This window comes from Paenarthrobacter sp. TA1.8, from assembly GCF_048595705.1.
In the GTDB taxonomy this organism is placed as follows: Bacteria; Actinomycetota; Actinomycetes; order Actinomycetales; family Micrococcaceae; genus Arthrobacter; species Arthrobacter nitroguajacolicus.
Map to the genome: position 1 here is coordinate 3,944,853 of NZ_CP184287.1, position 17,093 is coordinate 3,961,945.

The 17,093-nt window shown below is 62.6% G+C and carries 17 protein-coding genes; 2 read left to right on the forward strand and 15 right to left on the reverse strand.

Annotation, left to right across the window (positions count from 1 at the left end):
• Positions 1-64: 64 nt before the first annotated feature.
• The 12 genes from ACNAOT_RS18365 to ACNAOT_RS18420 all read right to left on the reverse strand — a co-directional run bounded on the left by ACNAOT_RS18365 (position 65) and on the right by ACNAOT_RS18420 (position 12,940).
• Positions 65-970, reverse strand: a complete 906-nt coding sequence (locus ACNAOT_RS18365) for an SGNH/GDSL hydrolase family protein (RefSeq protein ID WP_420178893.1) — start codon at positions 968-970, stop codon at positions 65-67.
• A gap of 166 nt (positions 971-1,136) precedes the next feature.
• Positions 1,137-1,733, reverse strand: a complete 597-nt coding sequence (locus ACNAOT_RS18370) for a GNAT family N-acetyltransferase (RefSeq protein ID WP_420178894.1) — start codon at positions 1,731-1,733, stop codon at positions 1,137-1,139.
• 26 nt (positions 1,734-1,759) lie between these two features.
• Positions 1,760-2,623 carry a 3-hydroxyacyl-CoA dehydrogenase family protein gene (locus ACNAOT_RS18375; RefSeq protein ID WP_420178895.1) on the reverse strand — a complete coding sequence of 288 codons (864 nt, stop codon included), beginning with the start codon at positions 2,621-2,623 and terminating at the stop codon, positions 1,760-1,762.
• Complete coding sequence (locus ACNAOT_RS18380) at positions 2,620-3,483, reverse strand: enoyl-CoA hydratase/isomerase family protein (RefSeq protein WP_420178896.1); 864 nt, start codon at positions 3,481-3,483, stop codon at positions 2,620-2,622. Before ACNAOT_RS18380 ends, ACNAOT_RS18375 begins: the two co-directional genes overlap by 4 nt.
• Positions 3,483-4,709, reverse strand: a complete 1,227-nt coding sequence (locus ACNAOT_RS18385; RefSeq protein WP_420178897.1) for a thiolase family protein — start codon at positions 4,707-4,709, stop codon at positions 3,483-3,485. Before ACNAOT_RS18385 ends, ACNAOT_RS18380 begins: the two co-directional genes overlap by 1 nt.
• Before the next feature lie 141 nt (positions 4,710-4,850).
• Positions 4,851-5,507 carry a pentapeptide repeat-containing protein gene (locus tag ACNAOT_RS18390; protein WP_420178898.1) on the reverse strand — a complete coding sequence of 219 codons (657 nt, stop codon included), beginning with the start codon at positions 5,505-5,507 and terminating at the stop codon, positions 4,851-4,853.
• Positions 5,507-5,965: an SRPBCC family protein gene (locus ACNAOT_RS18395; RefSeq protein WP_178995114.1), complete on the reverse strand. Its 459-nt coding sequence runs from the start codon at positions 5,963-5,965 to the stop codon at positions 5,507-5,509. The genes ACNAOT_RS18390 and ACNAOT_RS18395 overlap by 1 nt, the downstream gene beginning before the upstream one ends.
• Positions 5,966-6,306: 341 nt before the next feature.
• Entirely contained in the window at positions 6,307-7,770 is a 1,464-nt protein-coding gene (locus ACNAOT_RS18400; protein ID WP_089596046.1) for an amino acid permease, read from the reverse strand.
• 215 nt (positions 7,771-7,985) lie between these two features.
• On the reverse strand, positions 7,986-8,327 hold the full coding sequence (locus ACNAOT_RS18405; protein WP_420178899.1) for a Rieske (2Fe-2S) protein: 342 nt from the start codon (positions 8,325-8,327) through the stop codon (positions 7,986-7,988).
• Entirely contained in the window at positions 8,324-10,792 is a 2,469-nt protein-coding gene (nirB, locus tag ACNAOT_RS18410; RefSeq protein ID WP_420178900.1) for a nitrite reductase large subunit NirB, read from the reverse strand. The genes ACNAOT_RS18405 and nirB overlap by 4 nt, the downstream gene beginning before the upstream one ends.
• Positions 10,792-11,139 (reverse strand): molybdopterin oxidoreductase, encoded by a 348-nt coding sequence (locus ACNAOT_RS18415; protein WP_091471083.1) that lies wholly within the window; start codon positions 11,137-11,139, stop codon positions 10,792-10,794. The genes nirB and ACNAOT_RS18415 overlap by 1 nt, the downstream gene beginning before the upstream one ends.
• 118 nt (positions 11,140-11,257) lie before the next feature.
• Complete coding sequence (locus tag ACNAOT_RS18420; protein ID WP_420178901.1) at positions 11,258-12,940, reverse strand: ABC-F family ATP-binding cassette domain-containing protein; 1,683 nt, start codon at positions 12,938-12,940, stop codon at positions 11,258-11,260.
• 203 nt (positions 12,941-13,143) lie between these two features.
• On the opposite strand from ACNAOT_RS18420, the gene ACNAOT_RS18425 reads away from it, so the two are divergent.
• Both ACNAOT_RS18425 and ACNAOT_RS18430 read left to right on the forward strand, forming a co-directional pair.
• The gene (locus ACNAOT_RS18425; RefSeq protein ID WP_420178902.1) at positions 13,144-13,656 is read left to right on the forward strand and encodes a histidine kinase; all 513 of its coding nucleotides are present in this window, start codon (positions 13,144-13,146) and stop codon (positions 13,654-13,656) included.
• Positions 13,656-14,519: a DUF4097 family beta strand repeat-containing protein gene (locus ACNAOT_RS18430; protein WP_420178903.1), complete on the forward strand. Its 864-nt coding sequence runs from the start codon at positions 13,656-13,658 to the stop codon at positions 14,517-14,519. The genes ACNAOT_RS18425 and ACNAOT_RS18430 overlap by 1 nt, the downstream gene beginning before the upstream one ends.
• A gap of 6 nt (positions 14,520-14,525) precedes the next feature.
• Here the strand turns inward: ACNAOT_RS18430 and ACNAOT_RS18435 are convergent, their stop codons facing one another.
• The 3 genes from ACNAOT_RS18435 to ACNAOT_RS18445 are packed head-to-tail and all read right to left on the reverse strand — an operon-like array spanning position 14,526 to position 17,067.
• Entirely contained in the window at positions 14,526-15,389 is an 864-nt protein-coding gene (locus ACNAOT_RS18435; protein ID WP_420178904.1) for a metal ABC transporter permease, read from the reverse strand.
• A gap of 2 nt (positions 15,390-15,391) precedes the next feature.
• A complete protein-coding gene (locus ACNAOT_RS18440; RefSeq protein ID WP_420178905.1) occupies positions 15,392-16,126 on the reverse strand; it encodes a metal ABC transporter ATP-binding protein in 735 nt (244 codons plus the stop codon).
• Entirely contained in the window at positions 16,123-17,067 is a 945-nt protein-coding gene (locus tag ACNAOT_RS18445) for a metal ABC transporter substrate-binding protein (protein ID WP_420178906.1), read from the reverse strand. Before ACNAOT_RS18445 ends, ACNAOT_RS18440 begins: the two co-directional genes overlap by 4 nt.
• Between the last annotated feature and the right edge of the window lie 26 nt (positions 17,068-17,093).

A 17,093-nucleotide genomic window follows, 5' to 3' on the forward strand; every position in this document is an offset into this window, starting at 1 on the left:
AGGGGTTAGCTCTCGGGGTTATCGCGGGCCTTTTGTCCCGAAAGCCCGCCCCTCGGCGAACGGGCTACTTCTTGGCTAGCTGGGTCAGCTTCACAGAAGACAGCAGGGCCGATGCGTAGGCCTGATGTCCGGCGTCGTTTGGATGGAAGTTCGCATCCAGAAGCGGCTGGGTCAGATCGAGCACGATCCACGGATTATCCGAGTTCACCGCGTGCCCGAGGAACCGTTTGGTCACATCGATAAACACAGCGTTGGTCCCGCTGCTTTCAACCGCTGCTGCAATGGTTGCATTAAGGGCATCAATGGCTTGATTGACAAGTATTTGGTTCTGGACGGGAACAATCGTGATCCCATTGATCACGATGTCGCCTTGGGACGGATCAAACAGGCGTGGATAACCCAAAACAGCGATGACAGCGTCCGGTGCGCTCGACTGGATGGCTTGGTATGTGGTCGCCAGGGCCGTCTGGAGAGTTCCCGACTGTAGGTTTTGAATAATCGCGGTCACTGTGTCCGTACAACGCTGCGTGTCCGGAGTAGCACACGCCTGCAACGCGAGCCCGCTTCCGGCATCCACGGCACCAGCTGTGATGCTGACCAGGTCAGCACCTGCCAAGGCCTGCTGGCCCGCGAAGATCTGTTCGCCGACAGTTGGCGTCACAAAGTCGTAGAACGGGCTGTTTTGGCTCAGCACAGAACCGTGGCACGCCAAATTAGCCACCAGGGTGACTTTTGGTGAGGCATCCACAAGGTCGACGTAACCACCGGGGCTTTGCCAACAAGCAACAGGGGGCCGGCTCAGATCCCCCGCACCAGTCCCCGCCGTGTACGAATCACCGAGTGCCACATACGTGACAGGTGGCGGCGGTGCGGCGGTCGCCGGACTGGCCGTGAATCCTAACGTTAGTGCCAGGGCGGCGAGTCCGCCTGCAAAAGCCAAGTTCCGGCGTCGTGCTCGATGAGTTGCCATGATGCTTCCCCTTCATGCTGCTCTTTGGGGCTCCGGTGATCCATCAAAAGGGTCACTTCGCGGCTCGCCCACCCGTCGGCCGCGTACGGGGCAATGTGTTGGCAAGGTTACGCCTGGCAGGCAACGCGGTACAGACGTCTGGCTACCCTACTTTTGGTAAGACCAGCTATGCGCCGTACTTCGCCAGCCGGAACTCCAGCCCGTTCCGGACCGCGGGCCATTCGTGGTCGAGGATGGAGAACACCACGGTGTCGCGGAGGGCGCCGTCCTTGCTGCGGGAGTGGCTTCGAAGCACGCCGTCCTGTTTGGCGCCAAGCCGGGCAATGGCTTCACGGGACTGCTGATTCATCCAGTGTGTGCGGAACTCCACGGCCGGGCAGCCCAGCGTTTCGAAAGCGTGCCGCAGGAGCAGCAACTTCGAATCGGGGTTGGTCCCCGTGCCGTGCGCCGACGCGGCGTTCCACGTGGATCCGATCTCCAAGCGAGGCGTCTCGGCGTCGATGTTCATGTACGTTGTCATACCGATCAGCTTGCCCGTCGCGTTGGAGCGCGTGGCAAAAGGCACCATGGACCCTTTTGCCTGTAGGTCCAGGCGGCGATCTATTTCCGCGGCCATGCCCTCCGGCGTCGGGACGGAGGTGTACCAAAGCTTCCAGAGATCGCCGTCCCGGGCTGCATCTGCCAAGCCGTCATGGTGTTCCTGGCTCAACGGTTCCAGCGTCACGAATTTTCCGGTCAGGGTGATGGGTTCGATAGAAGTCACCCGGTTAGCCTAACCGGCCCGGGGTTTCAGTCGTTCCAGTCGAAGAAGCCCTTGCCCGTCTTACGTCCCAGCTCGCCGCGCGCCACTTTGTCGCGGAGGATCTGCGGCGGAGCGAAACGGTCGCCCAGGGTGGAGTGAAGGTACTCGGCAATGCCCAACCTGACATCCAAGCCAACAATGTCAGTGGTCTTTAGCGGGCCTGTGGGGTGCTTGTATCCGAGGACCATGGCAGCATCGATGTCTTCCGCCGACGCCACTCCCTCTTCCACCATGCGCATCGCTTCAAGGGCAATGGCGACGCCGAGCCTTGAGGACGCAAAGCCCGGAGCGTCATTGACGACGACGGCGGTCTTGCCGAGTGCCTCAGTCCAGCTTTTCGCGGCCTCAGCCAGTTCGGGAGACGTTTCCTTGGCCAGCACCACCTCAATCAGGGTGGACGCGGGTACCGGGTTGAAGAAGTGCAGGCCGACGAAGTTGGCTGGACGGCGAAGTTCGTTGGCGAGCCCCGTGACCGAGAGCGAGGACGTGTTCGAGGCCAGGTAAGCATCCGCGGACAAGTGGTCCTCCACAGCCTTCAGGGCTGTCACCTTGAGGTCGTAGTCCTCAGGCACGGCCTCCACAACGAGGCCGCAGTGGATGAAGGACTCGTAGTCCGTGGAGGTGCTGAAGCGGGACATCGCTTCTTCGGGCGTTTCGCTTAAGGTGCCGCGGGCGGCGGACTTGGCTATGGCATCAGCAACGCGGCCCTGCGCTCCGGCCGCTGCCTCGTGATCGCGTTCCACCACGATGACGGTGGCGCCCTTAGTAAGGAACGCATGTGCAATACCAGCACCCATACGGCCACCGCCGAGGACTCCAACGACGTGCGGGATGGCGGGAACTTCGGTCATTTCTGTGTCCTGTCTTGCGTCGGAGCGGCAGTGGCGGGCACCTCGGCGTCGGGCATCTCGGCGTCGGGTGCGGCAGCATCGCTCGCGGCTGTGTCTTGCGGAGCCTTCGCCGATTTCTTGTCCAAGAACGCCTGCATGCGATCAAACTTGGCCTGGGACTCGAAAAGGATCCCCTGGGCGAGTGTGTCGATCAGCGGGTGGGCTTCAGCCGGGGCGTGGAACACCGACTTGGTAATTCGCACCGCCAGAGGGTCCTGGCGTCCAATCCTGTCGGCCAGTTTGTGGGCTGCATCCATCAGCTCAGGAGCTTCATGGATCTCCGTGATCAGGCTGATCCGTAGGGCTTCTTCCGCACGGAGCACGGCACCGGCCAGGAGGATCTCCTTGGCCTTGGGCTCCCCCACCAACTCCTTGAGCCGCCAGCTGGCTCCAGCTGCAGCCAGGATCCCAAGCCCGGTCTCCGGATTGCCGATGCGGACGCTCGGAGTGCCGATGCGGAAATCGGCGGCGTAGGCGAGCTCGGCTCCCCCGCCAAGGCAGTACCCGTCCAAGGCCGCGATAACGGGCATGGGCAATTTGGCGATGCGGACAAAGATCGTGGAGTTGATCCCCTGCAAGGCATCGTCGCGCCGACGTTCGCGGAGCTGTCCGATGTCCGCACCGGAGGCAAAAACGCCCTCGGTCCCGGCAATAATCAGCACTTTGGGATTCCGCTCAAGTTCGGCGCAGACAAGGTGGAGTTCGTCCACCATTGTCTGGTCGATCGCGTTACGGACCTCTGGACGATTCAGCAGAACAGTGAGCCGGTCTTCGCGTTCCTCGATGAGAAGTGTCGTGAAGTCTTTCGCATCCAGTGCCATTACACGCCTTCCAGCAGCATCGCGGTGCCCTGTCCGACACCGATGCACATGGTGGCCAACCCGAGCTTAGGTCCGGAAGATGAAGCGAGCTCGCGTTCCATGCGGCCCAGCAGCGTAATAGCTATACGCGAGCCGCTGGAACCCAGCGGGTGCCCCAAACTGATGGCACCGCCGTCGTTGTTCACGATGTCCGGGTTCAGCCCAAGGCGACGCATGCTCGCCAGCGATTGCGTAGCGAAAGCCTCATTGAGTTCCACGGCGCCCAACTGATCCACCGTGAGGCCGGACCGTGCCAGGACTTTTTGGGTGGCGGGGACCGGGCCGATGCCCATGATTTCCGGTTCGCATCCTGCCGAGGCGCCGTCGATGATACGGGCGCGGGGCGTCAGGCCGAACTTTTTGATGGCGGCCTCAGAAGCGACGATGATGGCCGAGGCGCCGTCGTTGAGCGTGGATGAGTTGCCGGCGGTGACCACGGAACCTCCAGGAACGACGGAACGCAACCCGGCCAAAACGTCCATGGTGGTGCCTTCGCGAGGGCCTTCATCAGTGTCCACCACGGTCTCCGACTTTCGGGTCTTCACCGTGACGGGGACAATTTCGTCCTTGAACCGGCCACCGGCGATGGCGGCCAGCGCAAGCTCGTGGGAGCGGACAGCAAAGGCGTCAGCATCCTCGCGGGAGATATTGTCCAGGCGGCCCACTTCCTCCGCCGTTTCAGGCATGGAGTAGGTCATTTTGCCGTCGCGGGAAAGCTCGCCCTTGGTGAAGAGCGGATTGGCGAAGCGCCAGCCGATGGACGTATCGAAGATTTGTCCGGGCTTGGCGAACGCCGTGGTCGGCTTCTCCTGCACCCAAGGCGCCCGGCTCATGGATTCAACGCCACCCGCCACCACGATGTCCGCAGCTCCGGACTTGATCATCTGGCTGGCCATGATGATCGCGCTGAGGCCTGAGGCGCACAGGCGGTTCACCGTGATGCCGGGGATGTGGAGGGGAAGTCCGGCCAGAAGGGTGGCCATGCGGGCCACGTTCCGGTTTTCCTCGCCCGCGCCGTTGGCATTGCCGAGGATTACCTCATCTATGGAGTCAGGGTCGACGCCGGCACGCGCCACTGCTTCCCGGACCACCAATGCTGCGAGATCGTCCGGGCGGACGGAGGACAGTGCCCCACCGTAGCGACCTACAGGCGTGCGCGCGCCGCCAACAAGAAAAGCCTCGACCATGAGAACATCCTTCGCGAAGTGAAAGGGACCGGCTCGGAATAATATACCGACCGTTCGTTCTATAAAGATTACACGGCCCAGCGGGCCGGTCAACAGCTGAGTCCTCAGTTACGGACCAGCGGAGACCGGCCCCAACCCGGATCAGACCACCCGGATTCCCAAGTGACCAGCCAGCAGCGGCGCCATAAGGCTCAGCTGATAGTCATCGATCACCACTCCTGCAAGCCCTGCCAGTCCGTTGATTCCCCGGAACTCCGAGGTGCGCAGATCCACGTCCTTCAGCTTGGCGCCCGTGACATCCAGCGTGCCGATAGTGCAGTTCTTCAGTGCCAATCGCGTTCCCGTGCAGCCCCCGAGGTCGAGCTCATTGATGATGCAGTCGGAGATCTGGATATCCATGAGCTTGGAGCCGCGCAGGTTTACATAGTCCAGCTTGCCGCCGTCAATACGGACGGAGCGCCAGTTCCCCTCATACAGTTCGGCAGACCCCCACCGTGGATTGGTGATCTCCACGTCATGCCAGGAAGTGCGGGCCGCCATGAAGACCGGAGCATACGGCTCGGAAAAGATGCACTCGCGGAAGGTTGCGCCCCGCAGCTGCGCTTCGTTGAAGGAGACACCGTTTAGCTCGCACTCAATGAAATCGGCGCCGCTCAGTTCCTCTCCGTCGGCAGAAACCCGGGTGAGCCGGACGCCGTCGTACCGTTCGCCACGCTGGAAGTCCGGGGCGTCGTCGTCACGCAATTCTTCCAACCGCACAGGCGAAATCTTAGGTGCCGCAACCTTCGCTGCCGCCATCAGAGCGATTCCGCTTTGGCTGCGATCTCAGCGAGGTCTTTGCTGAGGGCCTTGCGGGTCATGTTCATCCCGATTTTCCCGAACAGGGCCATGCCCACCTTGCTGAGAAGGCTGGGATTTATCATCTCTGCGCCGAAAGTCAGCGCCAGATCCGTGCCGCCGTCGCGCTCGTTCAAGGTGAATCGGCTGGTGTAATCCGCGCCGCCTTGGAGCGCCTTGATCGTGGTGCTGCGCGGAGGGTCGGTCTCGGAAACCCACATCTCGACAGTCTCCTGCCTACCCATCATGGTCCGGGTCTCTTTCCAGCGGGTGCCCTCACCATAGGGGCCCTCGCTGAGCATCTGGATTGAGTCGATGCCGGAGAGCGTGCCGGCCGAGCCGGGAATGTCCGAGATGACGGCCCAAACCTTCTCCGGGCTTGCGTTGACGTGCTGCGTCAGGGTGGTGGTGTGTTCCATACATCGAGCCTAGACCCGACCCCCGACACTCCCAACCGGGGTGTTCGTTGCGAGGCCCACACTGCACGACTCACCCCTTGAATAAGGCGCAAAGCAGGCCCCACAACGCCAGGGGTGCTCGTTGCGAGGCCCACTCTGCACGACTCACCCCTCCCATAAGGCGCAAAGCAGGCCCCACAACGCCAGGGGTGCTCGTTGCGAGGCCCACTCTGCACGACTCACCCCTCCCATAAGGCGCAAAGCAGGCCCCACAACGCGAACGGCGCGCGCCCCCAAAGGGAGGCACGCGCCGTCGGGCGTTTGAAGCGCTTGAAGCGTTTGAAGCGTTTAGAACTTGAGCCTTAGCTGAACAGCTCGCTCTTGGGTTCGTTGTTCTTGACCTTCTGCCATCCGAGCCACAGCACCAGGGCGAAGAACGGAATGGTCGCCAGGGTCCACAGGCCAAGCAGGAAGACCTCACCGGTTTCCTTGTCCGTCATGGAATCGAAGCCGATCAGCACTGTGATGGCCAGCAGGGCAATGAGGCCCACCCAGCTGGTCCACGGCGAACCGGGCATCGGCAGGCTCGAGACGTTGCCGCGCTTCTTCCGCAGTGCGATCTGGCTCGCGAAGATCGAGCCCCACGTGAAGATCACGCCGATGGATGCCGTGTTCAGCGCGAGGTCGAATGCGTGCGAGCCACCCAGCCAAATGTTGAGCAGGATACCTACGAGGTAGACGCCACCGATAGCCAGGATGGCCGCGTACGGCACGTGGCGGGTGGACATCTTGGTGAGCCACTGCGGGGCGTGGCCGTTGTTGGCCATGGTGCGGAAGATTCGGCCGATCGAGTACAGGCCTGAGTTGCAGGAGGACAACGCGGCGGTGATGACGATCATGTTCATGACGTCGCCCATCCAGCCGAGGCCCATCTGGCCGAACACAGTCACGAAGGGCGAGGTTCCGGCCACGTACTGGTCGGACGGCAGCAGCATCGCGAGCAGCGTCACCGAACCAACGTAGAAGACCACAATACGGACCACGACGGCGCGGATCGCCTTGGGAACTTCGCGTTCCGGGTTTTCCATCTCGCCGGCTGTAATACCGACAAGCTCAATGGCGTTGTAGGCGAAGATCACGGCGTTGAGGACCAGGATCATCACCAGGCCACCCTTGGGGAACATGCCGCCGTCTTCGTGGAAGAGGTTGGCCACGGACGCGTTGCCGTCGCCGACCTTGGCGTTGGTGACAACCATGAACGTGCCAACGGCCAGGAAGATCACGATGGCCGCGACCTTGAGGCAGGAGGCCCAGAATTCGAACTCGCCGAACGCCTTGACGCTGAACAGGTTCACGGCCACCAGCAGCACCAGCGCTGCGATGGCGGACAGTTCGATGGGAACGTTGGGGAAGAAGAACTGGAAGTACAGGCCGATCGCGATGAGCTCAGCAATGCCTGTCATGGCCCAGTTAATGAAGTACATCCACCCGGAAAGGAAGGCGCCCTTCTTGCCGAACATTTCACCGGCGTAGCTCACGAAGGAGCCGGAGGTCTGGCGGTACATGATGAGTTCGCCGAGGGCGCGCATCAGCAGGTAAGCGATGACGCCGGCAATGGCGTAGGAGAAGATCAGGGCCGGGCCGGTGGAGGCCAGACGGCCACCGGCACCCATGAACAGGCCGACGCCGATAGCGCCACCCATGGCGATCATGGTGACGTGGCGGCGGCTCAGGGTCTTCTGATATCCCTCGGCGCTGAGGTTGGAGTCCGAGGCTGCGGATGAGGCCTTGGAGCTCTGGAGATCTGTGGGAGTACTTTGCGGCACAGCTGTTCCTTGTGGGTTGGGGTGTTGCTGTAGGTGTTACACCCATGCCGGAACATGGGCGTCTTTGGCACACATAATTCGAGCTTTTCCCCGTTAGAGGGCCCGAAGTGTGACAAAGAACGCAGAACGCCGAAGCTTCGCGCAACCCGTCTATCTTACGGGATTAACCCCAATGCCCGTGACGCAGGCAACAAGGGGCTGTGGAAAAGCGCCTCTCAGGTCCACTTCAGCACGATGTTCCCGGCCTCATCTGCGAAGACTCTGTAAGAGCGCAACGGCTTGGTGCCCGTGGTGGAACACCCGGTTGCCAGCTCGAAGGCGTGCTGGTGCAGGGGACAGATGACCACGTTGTGGTCGATTGTGCCGTCGGCTATCGGGCCGCCTTTGTGCGGGCAGACGCCGGACACTCCCCGCAGCGATCCGTCCCGTAACCTGAACACCGCGACCTGCTCGCCGTCCACTCCGAAGGCTCTTCCCTCGCCGAACGGAATTTGGTCAACAGGCCCTAAGACGCGTTGAACGTTCGGTTCGACGGCGGGCACGGGCTGGGCGCTCATCGGACCGGCACCTGCGGCAGCACGGTCAGCGGCAAAGAAGTCCGGAACTGGCCTGGCGTGAGCGGATCATCGCGTTCGCTCCATGGATCGGCATAGGCATCCACCGAGGCCTGCATGGCGGCGTCCAAACGACTGGCGATGCCCTCGGAGTCCTCCAGGATGACGCTGCGAAGATGCTCGATGCCTACTCGGGGCACAAAGGCGTACGTCCGTTCGAGCCAGCTGGCGTTCTCCCTGTAGTACTGCATGAACCGGCCTGCCAGGAGGGTGACCTCTTCGGGTGTATCCACGGTGACCAGCAAGTCTCCTTTACGTATGTGGGCGCCTGCTGCTCCGCCCACATAGATCTCCCACCGGCCACCTTCCACCGCCACTACGCCGACGTCCTTGACCAGCGACTCCGCACAATTGCGGGGACAGCCGGAGACCGCAAGTTTCAGCTTGGCCGGTGCCTCAATTCCCTGGAAACGGGATTCCAGCCCAATGCCCAAGCCGGTTGAGTCACCAGTTCCAAACCGGCAATAGTCCTTGCCGACACAGGTCTTGACGGTCCTAAAGCTCTTGCCGTAGGCGTATCCGGACGGCATGTCCAGATCAGCCCAAACCTGAGGCAAGTCCTCTTTGGGCACCCCCAGCAGGTCGATCCGCTGTCCGCCGGTCAGCTTGATCATGGGAATGCTGTGTTTCTCAGCGACGTCGGCAATCCTCCGGAGTTGCTGCACCGACGTCACCCCGCCCTTCATCTGCGGGACCACGGAGAACGTGCCGTCGCGCTGGATGTTGGCGTGCACGCGGTCGTTGATGAACCGGGCGTCGCGTTCGTCAACGTACTGATCGGCGAGCATCATTTTCATGAGCGACGCAAGGGCCATCTTCGATTTAGCGTCCTCAAGCCGTCCCGGGGCGAGAGCGGCAAACACCTGGGAAACGGACCGCAGCCCCCTGGCCCGGATCTCAGCCATCAAGGCGGGCTTGTCCAGCGGAATCCCTGGAACGTAGTAGCTCGCTGCCCGATCCTCCTCCACAGCCCCACCCGCGGCCCATTCCACCACCTGGCTGATCATGAGCTTGCAGGAGCCGCAGCCTTTACCGGCCCGGGTAGCGTCCATGGCCGCGGACACCGAGGTGCAGCCACCCTTCACCGCAGCTACCAGCGCCCCCTTGGAAACCCCGTTGCAGTTGCAGACCTGCGCGCTGTCCGCCAGTTCGGCCACGGCCTCCTCTTCACCCGGTGCGCCGAGATCGAACATCAGCGAGAGCCGCTCCTCCGGGAGGGGCAAGCCCTGATCAAAAGCCTGGGTCAGGTAGGCCGCCTTCCGGCTATCCCCCAACAACGTGGCGCCCACCATCTTGTTGTCGCGAATGACGATCGATTTGAACACGCCCCGGCCGGGCTCCGAAAACACGATGTGTTCATCCCCCTCCCGTTCCGGGCCGGCAAGCCCCATGGAGGCAACATCGACGCCGGCGACCTTCAGTTTGGTGGCGGTCCGGGAGCCCAAGTACACCGATGAACGATCCACCCCCGTGACCTGATCGGCCAGCACGGCGGCCTGCTCCCACAGTGGCGCCACCAGTCCGTACACCTCGCCGCGATGCTGAACGCACTCCCCTACTGCGTAGATGTCCTCTTCATCCATGACGCGCAGATGGTCGTCCACCACAATGCCCCGCTCCACGGCCAGGCCACTCACGACGGCGACATCCACGTTGGGTCTGATGCCTGCGGTGACCACCACCATGTCGCAGTCAAGCTCGCGTTGATCGCGCAGGCTCACTCCGCTGATTCGCTCCTTACCGAGGATCGCCGTGGTCCGGCTTCCCGTGTGCACTTCGATGCCCAGCGCCTCGACGCTCCGCCGCAGTATTGCACCGCCGTCGGGCCCCATTTGGGCATTCATGAGATGCCCGCCCGAGTGGACCACCGCGACATCCAAACCGTAGGCCTGCAGGCCGTGGGCTGCTTCCAGCCCCAGCAAGCCGCCGCCGATCACCACTGCCCGGCTATGGTGCTCGTTGTTGGCGAACTGAATCATCTTCCGGGTATCGTCCAAGGTCCTGAACGTGAAGACACCGTGCCTGACAGCGCCACTGGGGGCATAGGCACCCTCCATGGGCGGCAAGTGCGAGCGGCTGCCGGTCGCGATGATCAGGTCGTCGTAGGGTTCCACGCGGCCGTCCGCGGCAAAGACGTGTTTGCTGAACTTGTCGATGCGGTCAACCCGGACACCCGCATGCAGGGTGATGTTGTTCTGCTGGTACCAGGTAAGAGCGTTGAGGAAGATGTCCGCATCGCTCTCCTCGCCGGACAGGACATGGCTGAGCATGATCCTGTTGTAATTCCCATAGGGTTCGTCGCCAAACATGGTGATGTCGAAGAGCTCCGCGCCACCCCTGGCGAGGATTTCCTCCACGGCCCGGGCGCCAGCCATTCCGTTGCCGATGACCACGAGCCGCCGGCGCATCAGTGCTCCACCATTCCGAGGTCGACCACAACGGAACCCCTGACGCCGGCAGGTGCCACGATATACAGCTCAATCATGGAACCCCCTTCAATGTCCTCCACTACCCTCAGCGGAACGTGGACGTCGCTTTTGGCTCCGATGGGGAAGTAGCGCATGGGCACGCCGTCGCGCATGAGGACCACGGTGATGAGCTCGGGACTGGAGTTGCCGCCGCGGAAGTACAGAGTCTGGTTCACGACGCCGTCCGGGACAAAGTGCGCCAGCTCGCTGTGCAACGGGACCGGCTTTTCCATGCCGATGCCTTCGAACGCGTAGATGCCCTGGAGGAAGAGGTTCTTGGAGATCACGGAAGTTCCTTTCGGCCGGCTTCCTTCCATGGTGCTCCGCCCGTGTTTCAAGACGCTCGCCGCTGTGTTTCGGCCTGCAGCATTGGGAGTAACGATCCCTTTGCGGGCGCCTCACGAGCTACAGCAATTCGCCGCCCTGCATCCCGTACCGCACCCAGTGTCCGCCCGTGCCGACGGGACCACTGCGGTGTTCGACGGCGACATCGGCACGTGCGCAGCGGTCAAACCACTCGCCCAGGGCACGGTCGTGGCTCACAATCACCAAGGTTCCCTCGAAGGAAGCGAGCGCTGCCTCCAGCTGCTCCACCAGCACCGGCGCCAAGTGGTTGGTGGGCTCGTCCACGATCATGGTGTCGTAGCCGCCCAGAAGGAGTCGGGCAAGGGCGAGCCTACGCTGCTGCCCGGCTGAAAGACCTCCGACGGGAACGTGGAACTCAGCGGGCCGGAACAGCCCCAGCCGCAGCAAACCCTCAGCGTGTTCGTCAATGTTCCCACCCAGCCCCGCAGCGAACGCAGGAAGCAGGCGCAGCCCCGGCCGGGAGGGCACCTCAAGTTCCTGCTGCAGGTAACCCACCCTGCCGTTCACCGTGACAGACCCGGTGGCTGGCTCCAGCGTCCCGGCAAGGATGGACAACAGCGTGGATTTGCCCGCACCGTTAGGACCGGTGATGAGCACTTTTTGTCCGGCTTCCACCCTGAGGTGGGTGGGCTGGAGCCGGCCGGATGCGCTGATGCCGTGAGCTTCCAGCGCGGGTTCGGACGCCGCCAAAGCTGTGACTCCCAGCGGTGCTGCCAGTTTCAGCGGCACGGGCGGCCGGTCCACCGGATTGTCCTCGAGCCTGCGGAGCCTCTCCTGGGCATTGCGAACCTTGCTGGCCGCAGCCCGCTGCCACGTTCCCGCTTTGAAGTCGAAACCCATTTTGTCGTTGTCGCGTTTGCGGCCGTAACCCATACCGTCTGCAACGGTGGCGGCTTGGAGTCGTTCGGCGGCCATGGCATCAAGCCATTGCTCGTACTCTTGGATCCACCGAGACCGTTCGGCGGCCTTCTCCCGCAGGTAGCCTTCGTAACCGTTGCCGTAGCGGTTCACGGACCGACGGTCAGCGTCCACCTCGATGATGGTGGTGGCGACCTTCCGCAGCAGGACACGGTCGTGCGATACCACCACCACCGTCCCGCGATGTGCGGCCAACCGCGACTCGAGCCAGGCTGTGCCGCTCGCGTCCAGATGGTTGGTGGGCTCATCCAGGAGCAACGCTTCGGCTGGATCGGCCAGCAGGCAGGCGAGCGCTACCCGCTCCTGCTCGCCTCCGGACAAAGATCCAAGCGTTCGACGGCGGTCCAGGCCTCCCAGCCCCAGCTTGTCCAGCGCTGCTTCCACCCGGGACTCGGCAGCGTAGCCCTCACGGAGTTGGTATTCGGTTTGAAGGCTTCCGTAGAGCTCGAGTTCTTCGGAGTCGGCGTCGGCAAGGCCGGATTCCAGTTCCAGGATGCGCGCCTCCAAGGAACGCAGGGAAGCCAAGGAAGTGTCTATGGCGTCTCCCACGGTCAGAGACTCGGAGAAACCGTGCGTTTGCGCGAGGTATCCCACGCGGTAGCCCGGGTTGCCTGATAAACCTGCCGTGCCGTCGTCGGGCGTTTCAACGCCGGCCATGAGCCGGAGCAGGGTGGATTTGCCGGCACCGTTTTCGCCGACGATCGCCACGTGTTCGCCGTGGTGGATGGCGAGGTCAACGGCGTGGAAAAGTTCGCGGTCCCCGTAGCCGTGGGAAACGCCGGAAAGGTGAAGGTGGTCAGTCAAGAGGAGTCCTCGCAGGTCCGCAGTGGGTGGCAGAAGGCCGGGTGTGTACTGGGGATGCAGCCGGGAAGAAGGGCTGCGCTCAAGACTTCATCGCTCCAGACTGCCCGGCATCAGGAGTTCCGTCAAGCTACGACACCACGGATGACACCAATAAGGTTCCGCATTCCATTGACCTGACACCATAGTGGCGTCAAAATGGTGTCATGCAGTTAAACCAGTACGTCGCCACTCTCAAGCACCAGCTGGAAACCGCGGCCGAGGCCGGCGGCCCGGAAGCGCGGGACCTCAGTGAGCGGCTCACCGCGGCGCTCGAATCCACCGTGCGACTGGTCCTCCTCGAGGCCCTTTCAGACGCCGCCAACGAAATCACCCTGGAGCTGGCGCCCGGCTCCGTGGAGGTCAGGCTCCGAGGCCGTGACCCCGAATTCGTGGTCAGCAACCCGCCCGGCGACAACGACTTCGAGGCAATGATCGAACAGTCCATACGGGGCACCATAGCGTCGGAAGACTTCGACGGCGCCAGTACTTCACGGACCACGCTACGCCTTCCGGACCAGCTCAAGCAGCAGGTCGAAGCAGCAGCAAGCCATGACGGCCTGTCCGTGAACTCCTGGCTGGTCCGGGCCGTCGCCGACGCCCTCAACGGACGCTCCCCAAGCAAACGCGCTACGCGGGGCGAACCCGGCGAGCAGAACTTCACAGGATGGGCACGCTAATGGCAACCTTCCAGACACCGCAGCCGATCGCCGTCGTCGTTGACGTTTCCGTACGTGCCGACATTTGGACAGTTGCGCGTGAAGGCAAAGACACCGTGGTCAACGTCCGGCCCCGTAAGGAAAAGCGAAGCCTGGACGTCAGGATGGCCGAGCAAACCACTGTGGACTATTCGGACGGCCGCTTGCAGGTCAGGCTTCACCCCGGCTTCCGCCACAGCTGGTTCAGCGACGGCGGCGCGGTGGAGATCACCCTGGAGGTTCCCGTAGGCAGCAGCCTGGAGCTGAAGTCCGCCATGGGAGACCTCCGCTGTGACGGCGAATTCGGCGCTGCTGACCTAAGGACCGACTTGGGCCACATAAGCATCGATCACTGCGGCGAGCTGCGGGCGCACACCGACATGGGCGACATCACGGTGGAGCGCGCCTCGGGGAGGTCCAGGATAAAGACCGGCTCAGGCAAAATCCGCATCCGTCATATCGACGGAGTTGCCACCGTAAAAAACGGCAACGGCAGCACGTACATCGCGCACGCTTCCGGCGAACTCAGCGTCAGCGCAGCCAATGGCGACATTTCGCTGGAGCGGGCCGGGCTTTCCACTACCGTCAAAACCTCCAGCGGTGACATCACGGTGGGCGAAGTGGCCGCCGGCAGCCTTACTGTTCAGACCGCTGCCGGCACTCTGGCCGTGGGCGTGCGTGACGGCACGGCCGCGTGGCTGGACCTCAACACCAAATACGGGCGCGTTCGCAATGCCCTTCAAGCCACCAACGGGCCGGGCGACACCACCGACAAGGTGGAGATCCGCGCCCGCAACGCCTATGGCGACATCGCAGTGACCCGATCACCCGTCAGCGCCCGGTAGGCATGGCTACACCGTGGCGACGGCCCGCTTCCGGCGGGCCTTGGCGAGTCGCGTACCGATCAACCCCTGCCGCGGACTGAATAGATATACCGCGCCGAACACCACGCCCTGGGTGAGGACCACCATGGCTCCCGACGCCGTGTCCAGGTAGTAGCTGAGATAGATCCCGGCCACGGAGCACACCACGGAGATCACCGGGGCAATGACCAGCATCCGGGAAAAACGGTCGGTCAGCAGGTAGGCCGTGGCGCCTGGAATGATCAGCATGGCCACCACCAGCACCACGCCCACAGTCTGCAGGGCCACCACCGACGTCAGTGCCAGCAGCCCCAGGAGCAGGGCCCCGAGCCGTTTGGGTGACAGTCCGATCGCGTGGGCATGCGTAGGGTCAAAGGCATAGAGCGTGAGGTCACGGCGTTTGAGGATCAGGATCGCAAAGGCCACGACACCCAGGACCACCACCTGGATAAGGTCAGGGAGACTGACCCCCAGCAGGTTTCCGAAGATGATGTGGTTAAGGTCGGTCTGGCTCGGGGTCACGGAGATCAGCACCAAGCCCAACGCGAAGAGCGACGTGAACACGATCCCGATCGCTGCGTCTTCTTTCACACGGCTTGTATTGCGAACTACCCCAATCAACGTCACCGCGATCAGGGCGAAGACCAACGCGCCGAGCGCGAACGGCGCCCCCACGATGTAGGCGAGCACGACGCCGGGAAGCACCGCATGCGAGACGGCGTCGCCCATGAGGGACCAGCCGATGAGGACGAGCCAGCAGCTCAGGACAGCACAGACCACGGCAGCGATGGCTGTTGTTGCCAGGGCACGGACCATGAAGTCGTAGCTGAGGGGTTCCAGTAGGAATTCCATGACTAATCCCTGTTCATGACGTCGAGGCCGAAAGCCATGGCCAGGTTTTCCGGTTGGAGCACTGTGTCCGGGCTTCCATGCATGAGCACTTTGCGCATCAACAACACAGCTTCGTCGCATAGTTGGGGCAGAGCATGGAGGTCGTGGGTGGAGATGAGGATGGTGGCGCCGTTGTCGGCCAGCTCGCGGAGGAGCCTGGTGATGGTGGCTTCAGAGCGTTTGTCCACGCCCGCGAACGGCTCGTCCAGCAGCATCATGGTGGCACCTTGGGCGATACCCCGGGCCACGAAGGCCCGCTTCTTTTGCCCTCCGGACAGCTGCCCGATTTGCCGATCCGCGTACTCGCTCAGCTCCACGCGTTCCAAGGCATGGTCGACGGCGTCCCGGTCCGCTTTGCGGGGCCGGCGCGTGAATCCCAAATGCCCGTAGCGGCCCATCATCACCACATCCCGGACCGACAGGGGGAAGGCCCAATCAACGTCTTCGCTTTGGGGAACGTAACCGATGCCGGCGTCCTTGCGCATCTTTACCGGGGGTTGGCCGTTGATGAGCACCTTGCCGGAATCGGGCTTCACCATGCCCATGATGACTTTAAACAGGGTGGACTTGCCGGAGCCGTTCATGCCCACCAGCCCGCAGATCCGCGAATGTTCGAGGCTCAGGGACGCAGAGTCCAAGGCCAGGACCTCGCCGTAATGGACGGTGACGTTCTCAACAGCGATCGCGGGAGTGCTCATGGCGTTCCTCCGGTGAGTGCAGTGGTGATGACTTTGGCGTCGTGACGTATGAGGTCAAGGTAGGTGGGAACGGGTCCGTCCGCTTCGGAGAGGGAATCGACGTAGAGAGTCCCGCCAAACTTGGCGTCGGTGGCACCAACTACCTGTTGCATCGGGGCGTCTGACACCGTGGATTCACAGAACACCGCCGGAACCTGATTGTCTCTAACGAATTCGATTGCCCGGGTGATCTGCTGTGGCGTTGCCTGTTGCTCCGCGTTGACGGCCCAGATGTAGACCTCTTTGAGGCCGGCGTCGCGGGCCAGGTAGGAGAACGCTCCTTCGCAGGTGACCAGCGCCCTCTGCTTCTCCGACAGTACGGACAGCTTGGACACCATCTCGTCCTGCACGGTCTGGAGTTGGGCGTTGTAGGCCTCGGCGTTTGCTTCGAATTCGGAAGCGTGCGAAGGGTCCAGCTTGGCGAAGGCCTTGGCCATGTTGCTTGCGTAAATCTGGACGTTCTTGGGCGACATCCAGGCGTGCGGGTTCGGCTTGCCTTGGTAGGAGTCCTCGGCGATGGGCATGACGTCCACGCCGTCGCTCACTACTGCGTGCGGTACATCGAGGTCCTCCACGAACTGGGAAAACCACGCTTCCAGATTGAGGCCATTGTCCAGGATGAGATCGGCTTGGGCAGCCTTCCGGATGTCACCCGGGGTTGGCTCATAGCCGTGGATCTCAGCTCCGGCTTTGGTGATGGATTCGACCCGGAGCTTATCTCCGGCAACATTCTTGGCGATGTCTGCCAGAACGGTGAAAGTAGTGAGGACCACGGGCTTGTCATCTTCTCCCGCAGAGGAGTTCCCACCACAGGCGGAGACTCCCAGGGCAAGGGCGATCGCGGTCAGGACAGCAGCGAAACGGCGGACATCTTTGGCGCGCCGAAACGGAAAGTTAGGCATACCGAAAAGTGTAGCCACGCATGGCC